The organism is Gordonia sp. JH63 (genome assembly GCF_009856645.1).
Classification (GTDB): Bacteria; Actinomycetota; Actinomycetes; order Mycobacteriales; family Mycobacteriaceae; genus Gordonia; species Gordonia hongkongensis.
Window position 1 is genome coordinate 4,253,023 of record NZ_CP047235.1, and the last position, 20,321, is coordinate 4,273,343.

A 20,321-nucleotide genomic window follows, 5' to 3' on the forward strand; every position below is an offset into this window, starting at 1 on the left:
CCAATGCGCGCTATTCACCTACTGACGCTACGAAATTCGGGGCTGGGAACCGACCGGACGGTCGACGATCGGATGCGGATGCGGCTCGCCGTACTCCAGACCGGACCGGGCGCAGCCCTGGCCGGCGCCGCAGCCGCGTGGTGGCACGGCCTCGTCAGCCGGGTTCCGGATGTCCCGGTCGTGGTGGCACCGCACGGCCGGCACGGGACCCGCGTCGAGGATGCGACCGTGTGGCACCGTACCGTCGCGCCTCGCGATCTGACCGAGGTCGACGGGCTGACGGTGACCGGCCTCGAGTTGACGGTGCTCGACGCCTCGGTGGCGCTGGGGGTGAAGGTGATGGACTCCGCGCTGCCGAACAAGAAGGTGACCGTCGCGGCCCTCGACACGGTCCAGCGCCGCAACGCGGGTCGTCGGGGTTCGCCACGCGCGCGGGCGATGCTGGAGGCGATGTCGTCGGGCGCGAGGTCGGAGGCGGAGCGGATCACCGCGAAGCTACTCGAGGGCAGCGGGTTCACGGGGTGGTCGGCCAACACGCCGGCGTGTGGCTACGTCCTCGACTTCGCGTTCGAGGCGTCGAAGATCGCCATCGAGATCGATGGGATGGCTTTCCATAGTGACGCCGTCGCATTCCAGCGAGACCGCACCCGACAGAACGACCTCGTCAGATCCGTACAGCCCTACGACGGAAATCCGTAGCGTAGATGCGGATTTAGCGCGTATCCGCGCTACGAAATCCCGGTCAGGAGCGGGGCTTCACCAGCGGGAACAGGATGGTGTCGCGGATGCCGAGGCCGGTGAGGGCCATCAGCAGGCGGTCGATGCCCATGCCGGTGCCGGTGGTCGGGGGCATGCCGTACTCCATCGCGGCGAGGAACTCCTCGTCGAGGACCATCGCCTCGTCGTCGCCGGCGGCGGCGAGGCGGGCCTGGTCGGCGAAGCGCTCACGCTGGATGACGGGGTCGACGAGTTCGGAGTATCCGGTCGCCAGCTCGAAGCCGCGTACGTAGAGGTCCCACTTCTCCACGACGCCAATCCGCGACCGATGTGCGCGGACGAGCGGCGAGGTCTCGACCGGGAAGTCGCGTACGAAGACCGGGCGGTCCAGCTTCTCGCCGACCATGTGCTCCCAGAGTTCCTCGACGAGCTTGCCGTGCCCGTATCCCTTGTCCTTCGGGATCTCGAGGCCGACGCGCGCCGCGATGGCCAGCAGCTGCTCGACGGTGGTCTCCCCGTCGGCGCCGGCCGGGACGATCTGCTCGCCCAGCGCCTCCGACAGCGACGGGTACATCTCGAGTGCGGTCCACTCGCCCGAGAGGTCGTAGGTGGAACCGTCCGGCATGGTCGGGGTCTGGGTGCCGAGCGCCGCCTGCGAAACCTCTTGCACCAGTTCGCGGATCATGACAGCGGAGTCGTCGTAGGTGCCGTAGGCCTGATAGGTCTCGAGCATCGCGAACTCCGGCGAGTGCGTGGAGTCGGCACCCTCGTTGCGGAAGTTGCGGTTGATCTCGAAGACGCGCTCGATGCCGCCGACCACACAGCGCTTGAGGAACAGCTCCGGTGCGATGCGCAGGAACAGATCGATGTCGAAGGCGTTGGAGTGCGTGACGAACGGTCGCGCGGCCGCCCCACCGTGCAGGGTCTGCAGCATCGGGGTCTCGACCTCGAGGAAACCCCGACGGCCCAGCGCCGCACGGAGTTCGGCGATCACCGAGATCCGGGTGCGGGCGATGCTGCGGGCCTCCGGGCGCATGATGAGGTCGACGTAGCGCTGCCGGACGCGAGTCTCCTCGTTCATGTCCTTGTGCGCGACGGGCAACGGCCGCAACGACTTCGACGCCATCTGCCAGCCGTCGGCCATCACCGAGAGTTCGCCGGTGCGCGAGCTGATGACCTCGCCCGAGATGAACACGATGTCCCCGAGATCCACCTCGGACTTCCACCGCGCCAGCGCTTCCTCGCCGACGCCGTTGAAGCTGACCATCGCCTGCAGCTGCGTGCCGTCGCCCTCCTGCAGCGTGGCGAAGCACAGCTTGCCTTTGTTGCGCAGGAAGATCACGCGTCCGCTCACGCCGACGTGCTGTCCGGTCTCGGTACCGGCCTCGAGGTCGGGGTAGGCGGCGCGGATCTCACCGAGGCTGTGGGTGCGCGGGATGGCGACCGGGTAGGCCTCGCGACCCTCGGCCAGGATCCGCTCACGCTTCTCGCGGCGGATGCGCAACTGCTCGGGCGTCTGCTCGTCGGTCGCTTCGGGGGTGGCGGTGCTGGTCGGGCTGTCACTCACCCCACGCACCCTATCGGGGCCGGTCATCGACTCCAACTCACTGCCTCGCGGTGACCGCGGACACAACCGGGTCGCGCTGGGCGGGTTCAGCTCTCGTGGGCGGAGATGACAGCGAGGTCGTCGGGCCGAATCCGACCGTTGACCCGTGCCGACCGCATCCGACGGTGCCCGCCGACGACGAACACCGCGCCGTGCACCCCGCGCGCCTGCAGGTGCCAGGCGAGCCATTCGGCCTCGTGCCCGTCCTCGCTGACGAGGATCCATCGTGATTCCGGCCGGGCGACGCGCAGTGAGTCCGGGGTGTCCGGCGTGAGCCGGTCGAGAACCTCGACGGCGTCGATGGCCAGGGCCCCGAACAGTGCGCCGTCGAGCTGACGGCGCCGGTGGGAGCGGACGTCGACGGGGGTGGCACCGGCGGCGACGGCGAACGCGTAGTCCTCGACCCGCAACGACAGCGGCGCAGACGGGGCCGGGGCGACGGTCGGCGGTACAGCGGCAAACACCGAAGCAGGGGCAAACACCGAACCGGTGGAAGAAGGACGAACGGAAGAAGCAACCGAAGCGGTCATGAGAGGGGGTCCTCAGGTGATCGAGATCGAGCGGGGAGCGCGAAGGAGGGCAGCCGCAGACGCGGTACTAGCCCTGACAACACTCCCGACAGCTCGTGATCACGGCGACGAGTATGCCACAGCACACCCGCACCGGCCAGGCCCCGACCCGACCGAGGTCGTCACACCGACGTCACACTTCCGGCGGCTGCCACCGCTGCACGCGTCGCATCTGCGCGTTCAGGACGGCGTCGGGCGTCATGCGCAGTGCGAGGTCGCGCGCCCAGACCGCGGGGCCGGCACGCAGTTGCCCGACCCTGCCGATCATCGACGCCTGCCGCACGATCCGCTGGGTCCGCGGGCGTCGGAGCCGGTCGTAGGTGCGCAACGCCTCGTCGAGGTCACCGCGGCCGTGCCGGCGTACCAGCGCCGTCAGGGTGGCCGCGTCCTCCATCGCCTGGTTGGCACCTTGACCCAGGTTCGGGGTCATCGCGTGCGCGGCGTCGCCGATGAGAACACTCGCGCACCCCCGGCCCGCTCTGACGAACGTGGGCAGCGGCTTGGCGAGCTCCTCGATCGGCAGGTATCCGACGGTCGCCGGATCGGTGGCGTCGAGCAACTCCCCGATCGGTCGATGCCACCCCGAAAACCGTTGCCGCACTGCATCGAGCCCGCCCGCCGAGTCGCCCCCGTCGTCCGACACCGAGGCGAACCAGTAGACATGCCCGTCGGGCAGGGGCGCGATCCCGAAACGCGCCCCACGTCCGGTCGTCTCCCCGGCCGCGTCGACCGACACCGGGGTCGTCGTGATGGCCCGCCACGCGGAGTAGCCACATCGCCGGACGCCCGGGTCCTCGACGACCGCGGCACGCACCCGGCTGCGCAGACCGTCGGCGCCGACGATCAGGTCGCAGTCACCGATCTCGGTGCCGTCGGACAGTCGCACGAGACCGCGGTCGGGCACGGCGTCATCGACGCCGGAACCCGTCCTGATGTCCACGACGTCGGCCGCGGCGGCGAGGAGGGCCGCGTGGAGATCGGTGCGGCGCACGACGCGCATGTCGGTCAGCGACGCCGGATCGAACCGGCTGAGCCATCGCCCGTCCGGTGTCCGGGTTCCGCTGGTCGGCGGGGTCGGCGCCGCGGCGCCGCCGAGGACCGACCGCATACCCAGCGCCTCGAGTGCGCGGACCCCGTTGCCGAAGATGCTCAGGCCGGCACCCCCGCCGCGTACCTCCGGCGCCCGCTCGACGACCGTCACCCGGGCGCCCGTCGACGCCAGTCCGACCGCGGTACACAGGCCGGCGATCCCGGCTCCCACCACGACGACCTTCATCAGCTTCTTCTCCACATGGAGAAGAAGCTAGCAAATAAACTTCTCCACGTGGAGAAATCAGCCAACGGGTCGACGCGTGATCTGCTGCTCGACACCGGCATCACCCTCATCGGCACCGTCGGGAGCCGGCAGGCGTCGGCACGCGCGGTCGAAGACGCGTCCGGGGTGCCACACGGGAGCGTTCGGCATCATTTCGGCGGTCAGAGCGGTTTTCTCGCGGCTCTCGTCGAGCATGTGTTCAGCGCCGACCGCGCTGCGGAGGGCGAGTCGACCCAGGAGGTGATCGTCCGCTGGTTGGGCACCGACCGCGTCCGCACCAGGGCGCGGTACGAGCTCATGCTCCTGGCGACGCGCGACGAGGACCTGCGACACGTGATTGTCGGGCATCGGGAGCGCTACGTCGACGGACTCGTCTACGGCGGGTTGACCCGTACCGAGGCCCGGCAACTGGTCGCCGCGCTCGACGGCCTCGTTCTCGACGCCCTCCTGCGGAACTCCGACGGCACCGACTCCGACCACGATCCCACTACCCTGCTGCGCGCGTTCCGCTGACGATCCGGGGTCACGTCGTCCCGATGAGATCGGCGGCCAGCGCACGGAGGTGTGCCGCGAGCTCGTCGACACCGGGCTGTTCGACCGGGAAGTGCCCGCAGCCGGTCAGCAGATGGATGTCGGCGCGCGCCGCGATCCGTCCCGCGAAGCGCACGCTGACCTCCGGCGGCGTCCAGGAGTCGGCCGCCGGATGGACCAGCAGCACCCGTGGACCCCGGTACTCCTCAGGGGGCGGCACCTCGTGCGTCATCAGGTCCGCCAGGAATCCCAGCGATACCGACGACCCGGCCCCGAGACGGTCGCCGACACAGGCCCGGGACAGGTCCGGGTCGAGACTCATCGCCGACATCGGCGCCACCCAGCGGATCGGGAACCGCATCCGGGCGAGCACCCCGACGCGGGCGAGCACCGGCATCAGCGGGGTGAGGCGACCGAGCGCCGGCGTGCGCGCGACCGCTCGACGCGCATCGGGATCCCCGGCCAGATCGAGCAGGCAGGTCGCGACGACCGCGGCCACCCGTCCGGTCCGGCTCGCGACGTCGTAGGCGAGCATCCCGCCGAGACTCGCCCCCAGCACGATGAGCGGACGCGGATCGTCCTCGGTCTCGGTCGTCACGAGATCGCAGATCAGATCGACCCAGTCCTGGTAGCGGACCCTCCCCGGATCGGCCACCCGCGTGCGTCCGTACTGCGGCAGATCGGGGGCGAGGACCTCGAACCCCTCGTTCGCGAGGATCGCGCCCAGCGGCCAGACCAGGGCACTGTGTCCGCCACCGCCGTGCAGCAGCAACACGCGCAGCGGTGCCGCGCTCGGGCGCGCCCGCAGGATGTGGACGTCGACCTCCCCGCAGGCCCGGCCGGAGCTCGACGGCCAGGTCCACCAGGTGGATTCGGCCGCGACCCCGGCGGCGACGGACCGCCACGGCTCGGGCAGGAACCGAAGGTAGGATTCGGGGGTTCCGGATCGGCGGATCATCTATCCATCGTCGAACCGGCGGCGGGACTCCACAACTCGTATTCCCCGAGGATCGATCAGATGCGCAAAAGGCCACGGCAGCAACGCTCTTCGTTCACCGTCGACACGATTCTCGAGGCGGCCACTCAGCTTCTCGACACCGAGGGCGCGGAGATGACGACCAACCGCATCGCCGAGAAGGCCGGGGTGTCGGTGGGCTCGATCTATCAGTACTTCGGCGACAAGCAGGCGATCTTCGACGAACTGGCGCTCCGCCATCTCGACGCGGCCGCCGGGGCGATGACGGCCGTCCTCGACGACCACCCGCCCGGTTCGTGCCCGTGGCCGGAGGTGCTGCATGCGGTGATCGCGGTCGCGGTCCGCGAGAACTCGACGCACGGCCGCGCCCACGGGCGTCTGCGCGAACTGGCCGACCCGACACGCCTGGCCACGGAGTACACCACCCTGATCGATTCGCTGATCGACCGGTTGAGCGCTCATCTCCTCGCCGACGGCTGGACGGCGCAGTCCGCGGCCGCCGACCTACGGCTCGCCTTCGCGGCCGTCGACGCCCAGATCCACCAGCTGGCCGGTACCGACGTGACCGCCGGCGAACTGACCGACCGCATCACGGCCTACACCGAGGCAGCACTCCGCGCGCACCGATGACACGCCGAATCCCCGTGCCGCCGTTCGGTTCGCCTAGTGTCCCGGGTCGGAAATTCGTTTCATGAGTTCGGCGGTCCAGGTGGATGCATCGCGAGGCGGCGGAGGACGCAGCTACTGGATGTACCTGCGACGACGCCAACGAAGCGAGGCGCCGCCTGGGCGTCGCAATCATCAACGAATTTCCGGCGCGGGACACTAGATCTACTTCCCGCGACGGGGATTCGCCTTGGCCCGCTCGTGAACCAGACGCAGGCCATCCAGGGTCAGGTGCGGGTGATGATCGGTGAGGGAACGACATTCGTCGAACATCAGCGGCGCGAGAAATCCCGTCGCGACCACCGTCACGTCGTCGCCGTCGAATCCCGGGACGGTGTCGCAGACGCGGTCGACCAACCCGTCCACCTGGCCGGCGAAGCCGTACAGGATGCCGGACTGCAACGCTTCGACGGTGTTCTTGCCGAGCACGCTGCGAGGCGGCATCAGCTCGACCTTCCGCATGGTCACGGTGTGCTCCGACAGCGCCTCGACCGCGAGGTTGACGCCCGGTGCGATGGCCCCGCCGAGGAATTCGCCCGTCGCGGAGACAGCGTCGACGACCGTTGCGGTACCGAACGCGACCACGATGCAGGGTCCGCCGAATTCCGTGTGCGCGGCAAGGCAATTGGCGACCCGGTCGGTGCCGACCTCTTTCGGGTTGTCGACCAGGAGGGGAACCCCGGTCCGCACCCCGGGTTCGAGCAGCACGTGTGGCCCGTTGCCGAAGTAGCGCGGCACCATCACGCGCAGTTCGCGCAGGAGCGACGGAACCGTCGACAGCGCACTCACCCCGGTCACCTGCTCGATGTCGTCGCCGAGCATGCCGCGGAACGCCCACGCCAGTTCGTCGGCGGTGTAATGCGGGTCGGTGTGGATTCGCCAATCACGCACCAGGCGCGCGTGATCCCCGACCCCGGCGTACACGCCGAGATGGATGTTGGTGTTGCCGACGTCGACGGTGAGCAGCATCGAAGGTCGTCGCCGCGTCAGAGCGAGGCGTCGGCGAAGATCGGACCGTCGAGGTGACGCGGGTCGAGCAGGCCCGACCCCGCGGGCACGTCGGCCGGATCGTCGCCCGTGGTCACGATGCGGTTCTGCGCGTCGACGAACACCACGTTCGGCGAGTACTCACGCAGCTCGGCCGCATCGAGCATGCTGTAGGCGATGATGATGACCAGGTCGCCGGGGTGAACGAGATGCGCTGCCGCACCGTTGATCCCGATGACACCACTGCCGCGCTCACCGGCGATCGCGTAGGTCACCAGCCGGGCACCGTTGTCGATGTCGACGATCGTGACCTGCTCACCCTCGAGCAGGCCCGCGGCGTCGAGCAGGTCGGAGTCGATGGTCACCGAGCCGACGTAGTGCAGGTCGGCCTGGGTCACGGTGGCGCGGTGGATCTTCGAGGTCATCATGGTGCGCAACATGGTCATCGTCCCTCTGTCGTGGTTGTGGTGGCATTGGTCCAGGCGATTTCTTCTTCGAGCGCGGCGATCCCGCCGACCGTCACGCCGACGTTGTCGATCAGGCGTGCGCCGCCGAGCCGGGCGGCGACGAGCAGCCGTCCCGCGCCCTTCTCCGGTGGTTCCTCGAGCTGACGCCCGCGCAGGTCCAGGTAGTCGACCTCGATCTCCGGGACCGTGGCGAGCACCGACCGTGCGGCGGCGAGGATGGCTTCGCGTCCGCCTTCGGCCGCGTGGGCCCCCGCGACGAGCGACGCCGAGAGCGTCGTCGCCAGCTCCCGCTGCTCCGGGGTGAGGTAGCGGTTGCGTGACGACATCGCCAGCCCGTCGGACTCGCGGACGGTCGGGACGCCGACGATGTCGACGTCGAGGTTCAGGTCGGTCACCATCTGCTTGATGAGCACCAGCTGCTGATAGTCCTTCTCACCGAAGAACGCCGCATTGGGTCCGACGATGTTGAGCAGCTTGAGGACCACCGTCAGCATCCCGGCGAAGTGTGTCGGCCGCGAGATCCCGTCGAGGATTCGGCCCACCTCGCCCGGGTGCACCGTCGTCTGCGGACCGTTCGGGTACATCGACGACGCGGACGGCGCGAACACCAGCTCGACGCCCAGCGGCTCGAGGAGCGCGAGGTCGGCGTCGAGGGTGCGCGGGTAGGCGTCGAGGTCCTCGCCGGCGCCGAACTGCAACGGGTTGACGAAGATGGACACCACCACCACGGTGTTGCCCTTGGCCTTGGCGGCCCGGACGAGCTGCAGATGGCCGGCGTGCAGGGCACCCATGGTCGGGACGAGCACGACACGTTTGCCCGCGGCCCGCAGCGCGCGGGTGACGCGGCTCAGGGACGCCGGCTCTCGATGCACGGTCATCGTGCCGGCCGAGTAGGTGGGCTGTGCGTCGGACGGGCCGCTCACGCCGTCTCCTCCGCTTGATGTCATCGGTCCTCCAATGCGTCGATCAACGCCTGCGGTGCGTGGCTGTGGTCCGCGGCGCGCCGGGCGAGTGTGCGATATGCCTCGGCGATGCCGTGCGGTCCCGGGCCGGCGGGGACGGTGCGCAGCGCCGCCAGGTGTCGGGCGACCGCGGGCGCGTCACCGCGGGCGACGGGCCCGGTCAGCGCCGATGGGCCGAGTTCCAGCACGTTTCGCAGCGACGCCGCGGCCAACGGCCCGAGGATGCGTTCGGCGAGGCGGTTACCGTGTCCGTCGACGGTCGCGGTGTCACGGCCGGAGTGGTCGATGGCGGCGTTGAGTGCGAGGACCGCGTCGGAGATCAAGGCGATCAGGTGGTTGGCGCCGTGGGCCAGTGCGGCGTGGTAGAGCGTGCGCTCGGCTTCGGCGATCCGCACCGGGTCACCGCCCATTTCCAGCACCAGCGACGACGCGATGGCCTCGCCGACCGCATCGGCGGCGGTGATGGCGAAACAGGCGTTGGTGAGGCGCGCGGTGTCGTCCTCCGAACCCACGAACGTCATCGCCGGATGCAGTGCGATCCCCAGTGCACCGCGGTCGGTCAGCGGTTGCAGCACGGCCACCCCGTGCGCGCCCGCGGTGTGCGCGACGATCGTCCCCGGACGGAGCGAGTCGGACGCCGCGATCTCGTCGACCACGGCGGCGAGCTCGGAGTCGGGCACGCTGACCAGCAGCAACTCGGATCGCGCGACGACCGCGTCGAGGTCGAGGACCTCGGAATCGGGGAGTCGACTCACCGCGCGGGCCCGGGACTCGGGCGACCGCGCCACCACGGCTCCGACCACATGCCCGGCCTTCTCGAGCGCCTCGCCCAGAGCGGTCCCGACGCGGCCGGCGGACACGAGGCCGACGGTGAGGCGAGCGGGCGTCGGCAGATTCGTCATGCCGGGAAACTGGTCGGTGAGACCGGAACGGAGGTGCGAGCCATCGACGAAGGCGTCATCGCCACCGGTTCGCCGTGCCGATGGCATACCGGCATCACCGCTCGGTGAGGTCACCGCTGTCCTCCAGAGTGTCGTTCCAGTCCCGCATCTGCCGAGACGTCCGTCGGATGAGCGGACTCATCGCGGCGGCGTCGGCACGGGTACCAGACGTTGCAGAGCAAGAGTAGGTCCGACACCGCGGCCGGTGCCAACGTCTGTGACAGGTGTCACCTCGAGGTTGTCCGGTCGATCCGCCGGTCGTGCCGACCGATCCACCGAACCACCGGTGACCTGCGCCGACGCGGCGTAGTCTGAGACAGCCGCAGTCCGCCAAGGTTTGCCGGCCCGGACGACATCGACACACCCGCGCACACGAAGGTCCCGCCCATGAGCTTGGAACCGGGCACAGAGTTCGCCGGTTACCGGGTCGTGCGCAGGATCGGTGCGGGCGGGATGGGTGAGGTGTACCTCGTCCGCCATCCCCGGCTCCCGCGCCATGACGTGATCAAGGTCCTCGCCGAGCAGGTGTCGAACGATCCGATCTTCCGAGCCCGGTTCACCCGCGAGGCCGACCTCGCCGCCCAGCTGGACCACCCGTGCATCGTCAGTGTCTACGACCGGGGCGAAGTGGACGGACGACTCTGGATCTCGATGCAGTACGTGCCCGGCACGGACGCCGCGGCATTGCTCGCCACCAGCCCCGGCGGGCTCCCGCTCGCCGACGTCGCGGCCGTGGGCGACGCGATCGGCGCGGCGCTCGATCACGCGCACCGCTCCGGACTGCTCCACCGCGACGTCAAACCGGCGAACATCCTGATCAGCCCCGAGGAGTCCGATCCGCGACTCCCCCAGCACGTCACGCGCCGGCGTATCCGGCTGGCGGACTTCGGGATAGCGCGTCCGACCGACGGTGGTGCCACCTCGCTCACCTCGACGGATCTCGTCATCGGCTCATTCCCCTATTCGTCACCCGAACAGCTCTCGGCCGAGACCCTCGATGCCCGCAGCGACGTCTACTCACTGGCCTGCAGCGTCTTCGAATTGATCGCGGGCACAGTGCCGTTCGCCGCACGGACGCCCGCCATGATGATCCACCACCACCTCAGCACCCCGCCCCCGGAGCTGTCCGACCTCCGGCCCGACGTGCCGCCGGCGGTGTCCGACGTGGTGCGCTCCGGTCTCGCAAAGAACCGGACGGACCGTCCGTCGTCGGCGGGGGCCTTTGCCGCCGAACTCCGTTCGGCGATCGACTCGACGGTGTTCGCCCCGGCGCCACCGCGGCCGGAGCGCACCGTGCGCGGCCACGCCGCGGCGGCACCGATGTCCGGTCCACCGATGTCCCGACCCGCACCGCCGGCGCTGCCCCCGACCGCCTTCGCACCCACTGTTGCGATCCCGGTCACCGGTGCCACCCGGCCGGGGGACGACGAGTCTCGGCCCACCATCGCACGGGGCGCGACGGCGTACTCCGGACTCCCCGGACACGCTGTCCCCCAGCATGATCCCGGGTCGTCGACGGTCCGCGCCTCGCGCGATCTACCGGTGCTGGACCCACCTCGGCCCGGCCCGGGTGCGACCCGGCGGACCACCGCGTCGCTCGCATGCGGTGTGGCGGCGATCCCGTTGAGCGTCGTCGGTGGACTGGGCCTGCCGGTAGGCGTGGCCGGCTGGTATCTCGCCGGCCGTGGTCAGCCGGGTTCGGCCGGGCGGTTCGCCCGTGTGCTGTGCGTCCTGGGCGTCGTGCTGAGCCTGGGGTTCATCGCGTTCACCGTCGGACGCGCCGTGGCGATGCAGTTCTGACTTCGACGTCGTGGCAACGGATTTCGTCAGCGCCAGCTCCCCGGCCGGGACTTCTGCGGCTCACGCGCCTGCCTGGACAACGCGCCGAACACGGCGTCGACCACCCACAGGGTCAGGATCCCCGCCACGATGTCGACCACGTCGTCGAACGGCGAACGGAATCTCGGCGAGAACGGGTCCAGTACCTGCGAGGCCGGGACGTCGAGGAGTCTCCCGGTGCCGTCGACGATCGCGTCGACCGGGTTCGACGCCCAGCCCTCATAGGCGTTGATCGCCAGCAGCATGATCACCGGAATCGCCAGCACCCACCAGAATCCACGTCGACGCGCGACCGACCACGCCACGATCAGCATCACGACGAAGGCGGGCATGTGCTCCGAACAGAACGTGAGCACGGGGTAGTCTCCCGATCGCACCAGGACCGGGACCTGACCACCCCAGAATCCGAGTGCCCCGACCGCGCCGATCACCACCGCGATCCCCGACCGCATCGGATTACGAGCCCAGATCCCCAGCACGAGAACCATGTACAGCGGCATCAGAGCCGTCAGCGACCAGATGAGCAACAGGCTCGCCTCGGGACCGTTGGCCTGGAGGTTCGCGTGGTACTCGGGGAACGGGGTGCCGTCGAGCGGGTCGAAGGTGAAGAGCCACAACACCGTCGGCCACCACACGATGACCGGCAGGAACACCGCGGTGCTCACCAGCGACTGCTTGACCGCGTTCCCGCGCTCGGTGTGGCGGATCGCGGCCATCGACGGATCGGACCCCGGCCCGAGACCGAACTCCCCACCCGCGAGCGTCTCGCTCATACGGGAATACTAGGGCGATCGTCCAACTCGTATCGGCGAATCCGCGGCAACGCCGCAGATGCACCCGGACGGATGACAGGGGCATCGGACCGCGACCCGGCAGTGTCGCAAGCAGCCGGGCCCGCCCGGGGTCGCAAGCGGCCGGGCCCGCCCGGGCGGATCAGCCGTTCCGTCGGCGCCGTCCGCCGCCGGTGGACTCGGTCTGTGACCGCAGCTGGCTCAGGAGTTCGGAGACGGGCAACCCCGCCGAGTGTGCCGATTCCGCGTCGTCGGCGACCGCACGGCGTCGACGACCACCGCCGAAGGACTCCGCGGGCCGACCGCCCGGCTGATTCTCGTGTCGTCCAGCGGACCCGAGGAAGGGCGGGGGCTCCACGTCGTCGGAAGCATCCGCGACGCCCGGGGTCTCATCGCTCTCGGGTGCTTCGCCCGACGCCGCCCGGGTCGACCATTCGTCGGTCGGGGTGTCGTCGGTGTAGAGCGGTTGATTCGCGTCCGCGACCGGCGACTGCGATCCCGGGCCTCGGGTATCCGACGCGTCGGCATCGCTTCCGAGGTAGAAGCCCCCGGAGAACGGCACGGACGCGGACTCTCCGGCGCCGGTTGACGCACCACTGTCCGCACCCGAGGTCTCGCCGCCGGCGGTGGCTTCCGTGCCGCCGGGGTGATCGGTGTCGACGATCTCGGCGTCGGAGACGTCTGAGTCGGACGTCCTCCCGGACGTCCCCGTCGCGGCAGCGGGTTCGGCCGGCGCGCTCGTCGCCGCGGGCTCATCGGGCGATACCTCGGTGGCGATCCGGCCCGAGATCGGATCGTCGGTGACGACCGGGATCACCTCGGTCATCTCGTTGGGATCGACCGGTCCCGTATGCCTGCCGTCGTCCGCGGTCGGAGCCGTCGCCGCGAAGTCGCGCGCGGCGAGCACCCCGTCGTCGGCGTAGGTGGCGCCGTAGGACGACACGCCACCGAGATCACCGGAGAAGCCACCGCCGTAGGGTGCACCGGATCGACGACCCGCGCGTGATTCGTCGTTCAGGCCCGAGGCCAGTTCGCGCATCTTCTCACTCGACAGGGCGACCCGCTGATCCGGCAGCGGTTCACCGAGGAGCATCTCCAGGCTGGAACGCAACGCCAGCACCTGGGCCTTGAGCTCGGAGAGTTCTTCGTTCGACTCGGCGGTGACCTCTTTGCGGATGGTCGTCTCGACATCGAGTTCGTACTGCCGACGCGCGGCGATCTCGCGTTCCAGCTGCAGTTCGTAGACCAACCGGAGGTCACGGCTCTTCGCCTCGGCGCTCTCGGCCTGTCGACGGAACTTCGTCACCAGGATCGCGCCGATGACGGCCGCCCACAACGCCGCGATGACTGCCAGCGAGCCGGTGATCGACAGCCTGTCGGTGAAGACCATCAGGATGCTGGCGATCAATGCGAGCACGATCAAGAGGCCGAGCAACCACTGAGCCGTCGACCGACTCGAGCGGCGCGAGTCGGCGGCACGGCCGTTCGAGGTCGTCATGATCGTGAATTTACCCGCTGTGAGTGCATTCGGACCGCAGGCGGGTGCGGAGTTTCTCCGATAGTCGACATGTTAGGCGACGAGTGCGCGGGGCGTCCGAGACTTGCCCCGACCCTCACGGACCGCCGACGGCGGACGGATCGTCGGGTGCTCGGCAGCAGTACTCGAGCCACAGCGCGGCACCGACGAGGACCACCCCGCCGATCAGTCCGACGATCGCGCCTGGCCGGTCGTGGTCGGCAGCGGCCAGATCGTGTTGGCCGAGCAGGAAGGCCAGCAGACCCAGCCACACCCCGAAGGCGATCGCGCCGAGGATCGCAGAAGCCTTGGCCAGGGCCAGCACCCGCGCGGCCGTGAGTGGATGGAGCTGCCCCCGCGCGCGACCGACATCCCGCGAATCGACCCGGGAACGGACGACGAAGGCGATGACGATCTCGAGTGCGGCAAGCACATACAGCACCACACCGGCGAGCAACGGCAGCGGCGGGAAATCGGAGTAGTTGTACCGCACCAGGATCCACGCGACGATCGCCGTGACCGCCGCGATGACGGCGAGATCGCGGACCCGGGTGGGACCGAGACCGGTCTCCTCGTCGTCCTGATCCGGCCGGCGCGGATCCGGCGCGGTCACGACTCGACCCCGGTCAGGCGGCCGACCGGAAGCACCGCGTCCCGCTCTGCGTCGTCGAGCCCGGCCACGAGATCGGACACCGCGCGCGTACCGTCCGGGGTCCAGAGGATGGCATCGGGTTCGATCTCGAGCCACGGGACGAGGACGAAAGCCCGTTGCGCGGCACGGGGATGGGGCAGTGTCAGGTCCGGGTCCCCGGACACGACGACCTGGCCGGACTCGGACACGGTGACGACGTCGACGTCGAGAGTTCGCGGCCCCCAGCGGATCTCGCGCGTCCGTTCGGCGGCCCGCTCGAGTTCGAATCCGCGCTCGAGCCACCCGCGCGCATCATGCGGGCCGTCGACGACGAGCGTGATGTTGCGGAAGTCCTCCTGCTCGACCCCGCCCCACGGCGGCGTCGAATAGACCGCGGACACCGCGACCAGGTCGTCGGCGAAAGCCTCGACGACCGAACGCAGGTGCGCGGTCGGGTCACCGATGTTGGAACCGGCCGAGAGCACCGCGCGGCTCATCGCGTCCCCTTGCGGGAACGTCTGGTCACCACCGCGACGTCGTCGAAGGTCAGTGGGATCGGCGCCGACGGCTTGTGCACGGTCACCTCGCAGGCATCGATGCGCTCGTCGGTCATGATCGACTCCGCGACCTCGGCCCCCACCTTCTCGATGAGGTTGCGCGGTTCGCCCCCGACGATGCCGGCGACCTGCTGCGCGAGCGTGCCGTAGTCGACGGTGTCGGCGAGGTCGTCGGACTCGCCGGCGGCCCGTAGGTCCAGCCAGAGCACGACGTCGATGTAGAAGTCCTGGCCGTCGGCCCGTTCATGGTCGAACACACCGTGATTGCCGCGCACCTTGAGGCCGCGCAGTTCGATCCGGTCAGCCATTCGAGTCTCCTACCGAGGACGAGGTTCGGGAACCGCCGGTGCGCCAGGCCGCCGCGACCGCGACCGCGTCGCGACTGCTCGCGACGTCGTGGACGCGCACCCCCCACGCGCCCGCGGCGGCGGACAGCGCCGAGACCGACGCGGTGGCGACATCACGTCCGGCGGGCGGCCGATCCGCACCGTCGCGACGCAGCAGCGACCCGAGGAAGCGTTTGCGGGAGGCTCCGACCAGCACCGGGAAGCCGAGCCCGGTGATGGTGGGCAATGCGTTGAGCAGGGCCCAGTTGTGCTCGGCGGTCTTGGCGAAGCCCAGCCCCGGATCCAGGATGAGGCGGTCGGCGTCGACGCCGGCCGACACCGCCGCGTCGACCTGGGCCAGCAGTTCCCCACTCACCTCGGCGACCACGTCCCGGTACCCGTCGACGTCTCCACTGCGGTGCGTGAACCGCCGGTCCGTGCTGTCCCCGGCCGGGCGCCAGTGCATCAGGATCCACGGCAATCCCGCGTCCGCGACGACCCGCGCCATGTCGGCGTCGGCACGCCCGCCGGACACGTCATTGACGATCGCGGCGCCGGCCCGGATCGCGGCGGCCGCGACCGGGGCGCGCATCGTGTCGACCGACACGGTCACCCCGCGCGCGGCGAGTTCGCCGATCACCGGGACCACGCGCTCCGCCTCGAGACCGGGGTCGACCCGGACCGCGCCGGGCCGGGTCGATTCGCCACCCACGTCGATGAGGTCGGCACCCTGCTCGATGAGTTCGAGCCCATGCGCGATGGCCGCATCGGCGTCGAGGTAGCGACCGCCGTCGGAGAAGGAGTCGGCGGTGACGTTGAGGACGCCCATCACGAGAGTCCGGTGCACACCGCCGCCGGCGGGGACTGCGTGCGCCTGCGTCACCGGGTGATCAGGTCGAGGGCTTCGCCGCGGGACACCGCACTGGTCTTGAAGATGCCGCGCACCGCCGACGTGGTGGTCGTCGCGCCGGGTTTGCGGATACCGCGCATGGCCATGCACAGGTGCTCGGCCTCGATCACCACGATCACCCCGCGGGGCTCGAGTCTGCGCATCATCGCGTCGGCGATCTGGCTGGTGAGCCGCTCCTGGACCTGCGGACGCTTCGCGTACAGGTCGACCAGGCGCGCCAACTTGGACAGCCCGGTCACCCGGCCCGAGGTGCCGGGGATGTAGCCGACGTGGGCGACACCGTGGAACGACACCAGGTGATGCTCGCAGGTGGAGTACATCGGGATGTCCTTCACCAGCACCAGCTCGTCGTGGTCCTCGTCGAACGTCGTGGCGAGGACCTCATCGGGCTCGGTGTACAAGCCGGCGAACATCTCCCGGTAGGCGTTCGCCACCCGCGTGGGCGTCCGGATCAGACCTTCCCGATCCGGGTCCTCGCCGACGGCGAGCAGCAACTCGCGGACCGCAGCTTCGGCGCGTGCCTGGTCGAAGTCGGACCGGGGTCCCTCGAGTACGGCGTCCCGCCGCTCGCTGATACTCATCCGGCCACTTTACGAACTCGGACGCGAGTCGTCGTCACCGGCGCGATGACCCCAGCCGTTCGTGTCGCCGTTGCGACCCGACCGCGGGTCGGGCTCGGGTGGCCAACCGGGTGCGGACCAATCGCGCGGCGCGCCGTAATCCGGACGCGTGCCGCCCCCGTACGGCCCACCCGACCCGGGTGCCGCCGTCCGGCCGTTGCCCGGGTCCGGATACTGCGGGTTGGGGTAGTTCGGGTTCGGATACTGGGGGTTCGGATATTGGGGATTCGGATAGTGGGGGCCGGGATCGGCCGGCGGATATCCGTGGTCGGGGAACCGCGGTTCCGGATTGCCCTGCGTCGGGGGTGTCGGACCACCCGGCTCGGGATACATCGGCGGGTAGTTCGGCACTTGGCCGGGGACCTGCGGCCCACCGGGATAACCGGCACCCACCGGCTCGGGGATCTTGGCCTGCTCCGGCGGCGGCCACGGCTCACCGCGTTCGATCGCCAGCTCTCCCGGCGTCTTCACCGGCGGTTTGTCACTCGGAGTGCGTTCGCCGAAGTCGTTGAACGCGGTGATCCGCGGACGCTTGTCGACGTCGGCGAAGATCTTCTCGAGGTCCTTGCGGGTCAGCGTCTCCTTCTCGAGGAGCTGCGTCGCGAGCACGTCCAGGGTGTCCCGGTACTCGGTCAGGATGGCCCAAGCCTCGGTGTGCGCGGCCTCGATGAGCCGGCGCACCTCGTCGTCGATCTCGCTCGCGATTTCCGCGGAGTAGTCGGTGTGCGAGCCCATGGACCGGCCGAGGAACGGATCGCCCTGGTCCTGGCCGTAGCGCACTGCACCCAACTTCGAACTCATGCCGTACTCGGTGACCATCGCACGCGCGATCTTCGTCGCCTGGTCGATGTCCGACGACGCGCCGGTCGTCGGCTCGTGGAAGACCAGTTCCTCGGCGGCACGGCCGCCCATCGCCATCACCAGCCGCGCGATCATCTCCGAGCGGGTCATCAGGTCCTTGTCCTGCTCGGGGACGGCGAGCGCGTGGCCGCCGGTGCGCCCGCGCGCCAGGATCGTGACCTTGTAGATCGGGTCGAGATCGGGCATCGCCCAGGCAGCAAGAGTATGGCCGCCCTCGTGATAGGCGACGACCTTGCGCTCGTGTTCGCTGATGATCCGGGACTTGCGGCGCGGACCGCCGATGACCCGGTCGACCGCCTCTTCGAGGGCCTCGGCGGTGATCGTCTGCTTGTTCTCCCGTGCGGTGAGCAGCGCCGCCTCGTTGACGACGTTGGCCAGATCCGCTCCGGACATGCCGGGCGTGCGCTTGGCCAGACCGTCGAGATCGGCGTCGGAGTCGATCGGCTTGCCCTTGGCGTGGACCTTGAGGATGGCCCGGCGACCGGCCATGTCGGGGTTGCCGACCGGGATCTGCCGGTCGAATCGGCCGGGGCGCAGCAGAGCCGGGTCGAGGATGTCGGGGCGGTTGGTGGCCGCGATCAGGATGATGCCCGAGCGGTCGCCGAAACCGTCCATCTCGACGAGGAGCTGGTTGAGCGTCTGCTCACGCTCGTCGTGGCCACCGCCGAGACCCGCGCCGCGCTGCCGGCCGACGGCGTCGATCTCGTCGACGAAGATGATGCACGGACTGTTGTTCTTGGCCTGCTCGAACAGGTCACGCACGCGCGACGCGCCGACGCCGACGAACATCTCGACGAAGTCCGAACCGGAGATCGTGAAGAACGGGACGCCCGCCTCGCCGGCCACCGCGCGGGCCAGTAGCGTCTTGCCGGTTCCGGGAGGGCCGAAGAGCAGCACACCGCGCGGGATCTTGGCGCCCAGCGCCTGGTACCGCGTCGGGTTCTGTAGGAAGTCCTTGATCTCGTAGAGCTCTTCGACGGCCTCGTCGGCGCCCGCGACGTCGGCGAAGGTCGTCTTCGGCATGTCCTTGGTGAGCTGCTTGGCCTTCGACTTGCCGAAGCCCATCACGCCGCCGCGGCCACCGCCCTGCATACGGCTCATCACGAAAAAGAACAGACCGAACAGCAGGATCATCGGCAGCACGAAGATGAGGATCTGCCACAGGACGGACTGCTCGTTGACGTTGGTCGTGTACGGGGCGCCGGTGCCCTGGACGGCCTCGAAGACCTGGTCCCCCGCCTGCGCCGGGTACTTGGCGCTGATCTTGTCGGCGTCGGCGTCGTTGACCTTGATCGGGGTGTTCAGCTCGATGCGCAGCTGCTGCTCGCGGTCGTCGATGCTGATGAACTTGGTGTTCTTGTCGTTGAGTTGCTGCAGTGCGACAGAGGTGTCGACGCCGCGGTACTCCCGACCGGAGTCGCTCATCACGCTCCAGCCCCACAGGGCGAGCAGGATGAGCGCCAGGATGGCGAGGTTGCGGAAGACTGTCTTACGGTTCATGCCAGTTGGTGGGGGTCGTGCGGGCTCACGGGATCGAGTCCCGGTGCCGACGCCGTTCCCATGTCCTTCCCGTCGACGTACACATTGAGGCTACCGGTCAACGATCGCGCTGGTGAAACCGTTCCCTCGCAGGTCGGACACGCGGGCGCCGCGTCATGCGCCGGCGATGGATCAGTGCGTGTACACCGACGGCTTCAGTCGTCCGATGTAGGGAAGGTCGCGGTATCGCTCCGCGTAGTCGAGGCCGTATCCGACGACGAACTCGTTGGGGATGTCGAATCCGACATCGGCGACGCGGACCGGGGACCGCACGGCCTCGGGCTTGCGCAGCAGGGCGCACACCTCCAGGCTGCGTGGCGACCGTGTGGCGAGATTCTTCATGAGCCAGGACAGCGTCAGACCGGAGTCGATGATGTCCTCGACGATCAGGACGTCGCGTCCCTCGATGTCGCGGTCGAGGTCCTTGAGGATGCGGACCACACCCGAGGACGAGGTCGACGACCCGTAACTGGAGACCGCCATGAACTCCATCTGCGACGGGATCGGAAGCGACCGGGCGAAGTCGGTCATGAACATGATCGCGCCCTTGAGGACACCGATGAGAACCAGATCCTCTTCGATGTCGGCGTAGCGCGACGCCACGGACTGGGCGAGTTCGGCGGTGCGCTCCTTGATCTCGTCCTCGGTGATCAGGACAGCGTCGATGTCGGCGGCATACGGATCGGCAAACTGCACGGTCCCAGCTTCGCATGTTTCGGCCGCACCGCGATGAACGGGGGCCGCACCGGGGTCGTCGCCATAGGCCGAAGAAATGACCGACCGTCCACCTGGGGGTTTTCCGAGAAATTCCTGCTCAAATCATTGTCGCCCTTTCATATCGATATTTCGCCGAATTGCCGTGCAGATAACGGTCGCATAACAAGTCGCCACACCGGCACCAATCCGAGTGGTTGCGTTTCGGAGTGGATCAAGCGTCTGACATTCTCGAGAACAGAGATCTGAGTAACCAGGCCTCGAAATTCCCCTCCCTTCT

Annotated in this window: 21 protein-coding genes; 4 read left to right on the forward strand and 17 right to left on the reverse strand. The window is 69.2% G+C overall.

Annotation, left to right across the window (positions count from 1 at the left end; all coding sequences use genetic code 11):
* Nucleotides 1–3: 3 nt before the first annotated feature.
* On the forward strand, nt 4–699 hold the full coding sequence (locus tag GR168_RS18830) for a hypothetical protein (protein ID WP_238994939.1): 696 nt from the start codon (nt 4–6) through the stop codon (nt 697–699).
* 43 nt (nt 700–742) lie between these two features.
* Here GR168_RS18830 and lysS read toward each other — a convergent pair whose 3' ends face one another.
* The 3 genes from lysS to GR168_RS18845 all read right to left on the reverse strand — a co-directional run bounded on the left by lysS (nt 743) and on the right by GR168_RS18845 (nt 4,168).
* Nucleotides 743–2,311: a lysine--tRNA ligase gene (gene lysS / locus GR168_RS18835; protein WP_091344212.1), complete on the reverse strand. Its 1,569-nt coding sequence runs from the start codon at nt 2,309–2,311 to the stop codon at nt 743–745.
* Between the two features lie 59 nt (nt 2,312–2,370).
* Nucleotides 2,371–2,853: a hypothetical protein gene (locus GR168_RS18840; RefSeq protein ID WP_058249903.1), complete on the reverse strand. Its 483-nt coding sequence runs from the start codon at nt 2,851–2,853 to the stop codon at nt 2,371–2,373.
* Nucleotides 2,854–3,025: 172 nt separating this feature from the next.
* Nucleotides 3,026–4,168, reverse strand: coding sequence for an FAD-dependent oxidoreductase (locus GR168_RS18845; protein ID WP_058249972.1), 1,143 nt, complete (start codon nt 4,166–4,168; stop codon nt 3,026–3,028).
* Nucleotides 4,169–4,216: 48 nt separating this feature from the next.
* Between GR168_RS18845 and GR168_RS18850 the strand changes: the two genes are divergently transcribed.
* A complete protein-coding gene (locus tag GR168_RS18850; protein WP_231742215.1) occupies nt 4,217–4,720 on the forward strand; it encodes a TetR/AcrR family transcriptional regulator in 504 nt (167 codons plus the stop codon).
* 10 nt (nt 4,721–4,730) lie between these two features.
* On the opposite strand, the gene GR168_RS18855 is transcribed toward GR168_RS18850, so the two are convergent.
* A complete protein-coding gene (locus tag GR168_RS18855) occupies nt 4,731–5,696 on the reverse strand; it encodes an alpha/beta hydrolase (RefSeq protein ID WP_159371419.1) in 966 nt (321 codons plus the stop codon).
* 60 nt (nt 5,697–5,756) lie between these two features.
* Here GR168_RS18855 and GR168_RS18860 point away from each other — a divergent pair, with 60 nt between their 5' ends.
* Complete coding sequence (locus GR168_RS18860; RefSeq protein ID WP_058249902.1) at nt 5,757–6,344, forward strand: TetR/AcrR family transcriptional regulator; 588 nt, start codon at nt 5,757–5,759, stop codon at nt 6,342–6,344.
* Nucleotides 6,345–6,545: 201 nt separating this feature from the next.
* On the opposite strand, the gene GR168_RS18865 is transcribed toward GR168_RS18860, so the two are convergent.
* From GR168_RS18865 to GR168_RS18880, 4 genes are read right to left on the reverse strand one after another with little or no spacing between them, the layout of a single operon-like run.
* Entirely contained in the window at nt 6,546–7,349 is an 804-nt protein-coding gene (locus tag GR168_RS18865) for a type III pantothenate kinase (RefSeq protein ID WP_058249901.1), read from the reverse strand.
* Nucleotides 7,350–7,366: 17 nt separating this feature from the next.
* Entirely contained in the window at nt 7,367–7,807 is a 441-nt protein-coding gene (gene panD, locus GR168_RS18870; RefSeq protein WP_065629606.1) for an aspartate 1-decarboxylase, read from the reverse strand.
* A 2-nt stretch (nt 7,808–7,809) separates the two neighbouring features.
* Nucleotides 7,810–8,757 carry a pantoate--beta-alanine ligase gene (gene panC / locus GR168_RS18875; protein ID WP_058249899.1) on the reverse strand — a complete coding sequence of 316 codons (948 nt, stop codon included), beginning with the start codon at nt 8,755–8,757 and terminating at the stop codon, nt 7,810–7,812.
* A gap of 20 nt (nt 8,758–8,777) precedes the next feature.
* Nucleotides 8,778–9,812 (reverse strand): DUF2520 domain-containing protein, encoded by a 1,035-nt coding sequence (locus tag GR168_RS18880; RefSeq protein ID WP_058249898.1) that lies wholly within the window; start codon nt 9,810–9,812, stop codon nt 8,778–8,780.
* A gap of 312 nt (nt 9,813–10,124) precedes the next feature.
* Here GR168_RS18880 and GR168_RS18885 point away from each other — a divergent pair, with 312 nt between their 5' ends.
* Nucleotides 10,125–11,537, forward strand: a complete 1,413-nt coding sequence (locus GR168_RS18885) for a serine/threonine-protein kinase (protein WP_058249897.1) — start codon at nt 10,125–10,127, stop codon at nt 11,535–11,537.
* Between the two features lie 26 nt (nt 11,538–11,563).
* Here the strand turns inward: GR168_RS18885 and GR168_RS18890 are convergent, their stop codons facing one another.
* From GR168_RS18890 to hpt, 9 genes are all read right to left on the reverse strand, one after another.
* Nucleotides 11,564–12,349, reverse strand: coding sequence for a hypothetical protein (locus tag GR168_RS18890; RefSeq protein ID WP_058249896.1), 786 nt, complete (start codon nt 12,347–12,349; stop codon nt 11,564–11,566).
* Between the two features lie 160 nt (nt 12,350–12,509).
* Nucleotides 12,510–13,865: a DUF6779 domain-containing protein gene (locus GR168_RS18895; protein ID WP_058249895.1), complete on the reverse strand. Its 1,356-nt coding sequence runs from the start codon at nt 13,863–13,865 to the stop codon at nt 12,510–12,512.
* Nucleotides 13,866–13,980: 115 nt separating this feature from the next.
* Nucleotides 13,981–14,496 (reverse strand): DUF3180 domain-containing protein, encoded by a 516-nt coding sequence (locus GR168_RS18900; protein WP_058249894.1) that lies wholly within the window; start codon nt 14,494–14,496, stop codon nt 13,981–13,983.
* Nucleotides 14,493–15,011 (reverse strand): 2-amino-4-hydroxy-6-hydroxymethyldihydropteridine diphosphokinase, encoded by a 519-nt coding sequence (gene folK, locus GR168_RS18905; RefSeq protein ID WP_058249893.1) that lies wholly within the window; start codon nt 15,009–15,011, stop codon nt 14,493–14,495. Before folK ends, GR168_RS18900 begins: the two co-directional genes overlap by 4 nt.
* Nucleotides 15,008–15,379 (reverse strand): dihydroneopterin aldolase, encoded by a 372-nt coding sequence (gene folB / locus GR168_RS18910; protein WP_058249892.1) that lies wholly within the window; start codon nt 15,377–15,379, stop codon nt 15,008–15,010. Before folB ends, folK begins: the two co-directional genes overlap by 4 nt.
* The gene (gene folP / locus GR168_RS18915) at nt 15,372–16,226 is read right to left on the reverse strand and encodes a dihydropteroate synthase (RefSeq protein WP_058249969.1); all 855 of its coding nucleotides are present in this window, start codon (nt 16,224–16,226) and stop codon (nt 15,372–15,374) included. The genes folB and folP overlap by 8 nt, the downstream gene beginning before the upstream one ends.
* Nucleotides 16,227–16,276: 50 nt before the next feature.
* Nucleotides 16,277–16,888, reverse strand: coding sequence for a GTP cyclohydrolase I FolE (gene folE / locus GR168_RS18920; RefSeq protein ID WP_058249891.1), 612 nt, complete (start codon nt 16,886–16,888; stop codon nt 16,277–16,279).
* 9 nt (nt 16,889–16,897) lie between these two features.
* The gene (ftsH, locus tag GR168_RS18925; RefSeq protein WP_058249890.1) at nt 16,898–19,288 is read right to left on the reverse strand and encodes an ATP-dependent zinc metalloprotease FtsH; all 2,391 of its coding nucleotides are present in this window, start codon (nt 19,286–19,288) and stop codon (nt 16,898–16,900) included.
* A gap of 171 nt (nt 19,289–19,459) precedes the next feature.
* Complete coding sequence (gene hpt / locus GR168_RS18930) at nt 19,460–20,023, reverse strand: hypoxanthine phosphoribosyltransferase (protein ID WP_159371420.1); 564 nt, start codon at nt 20,021–20,023, stop codon at nt 19,460–19,462.
* Nucleotides 20,024–20,321: the final 298 nt, after the last annotated feature.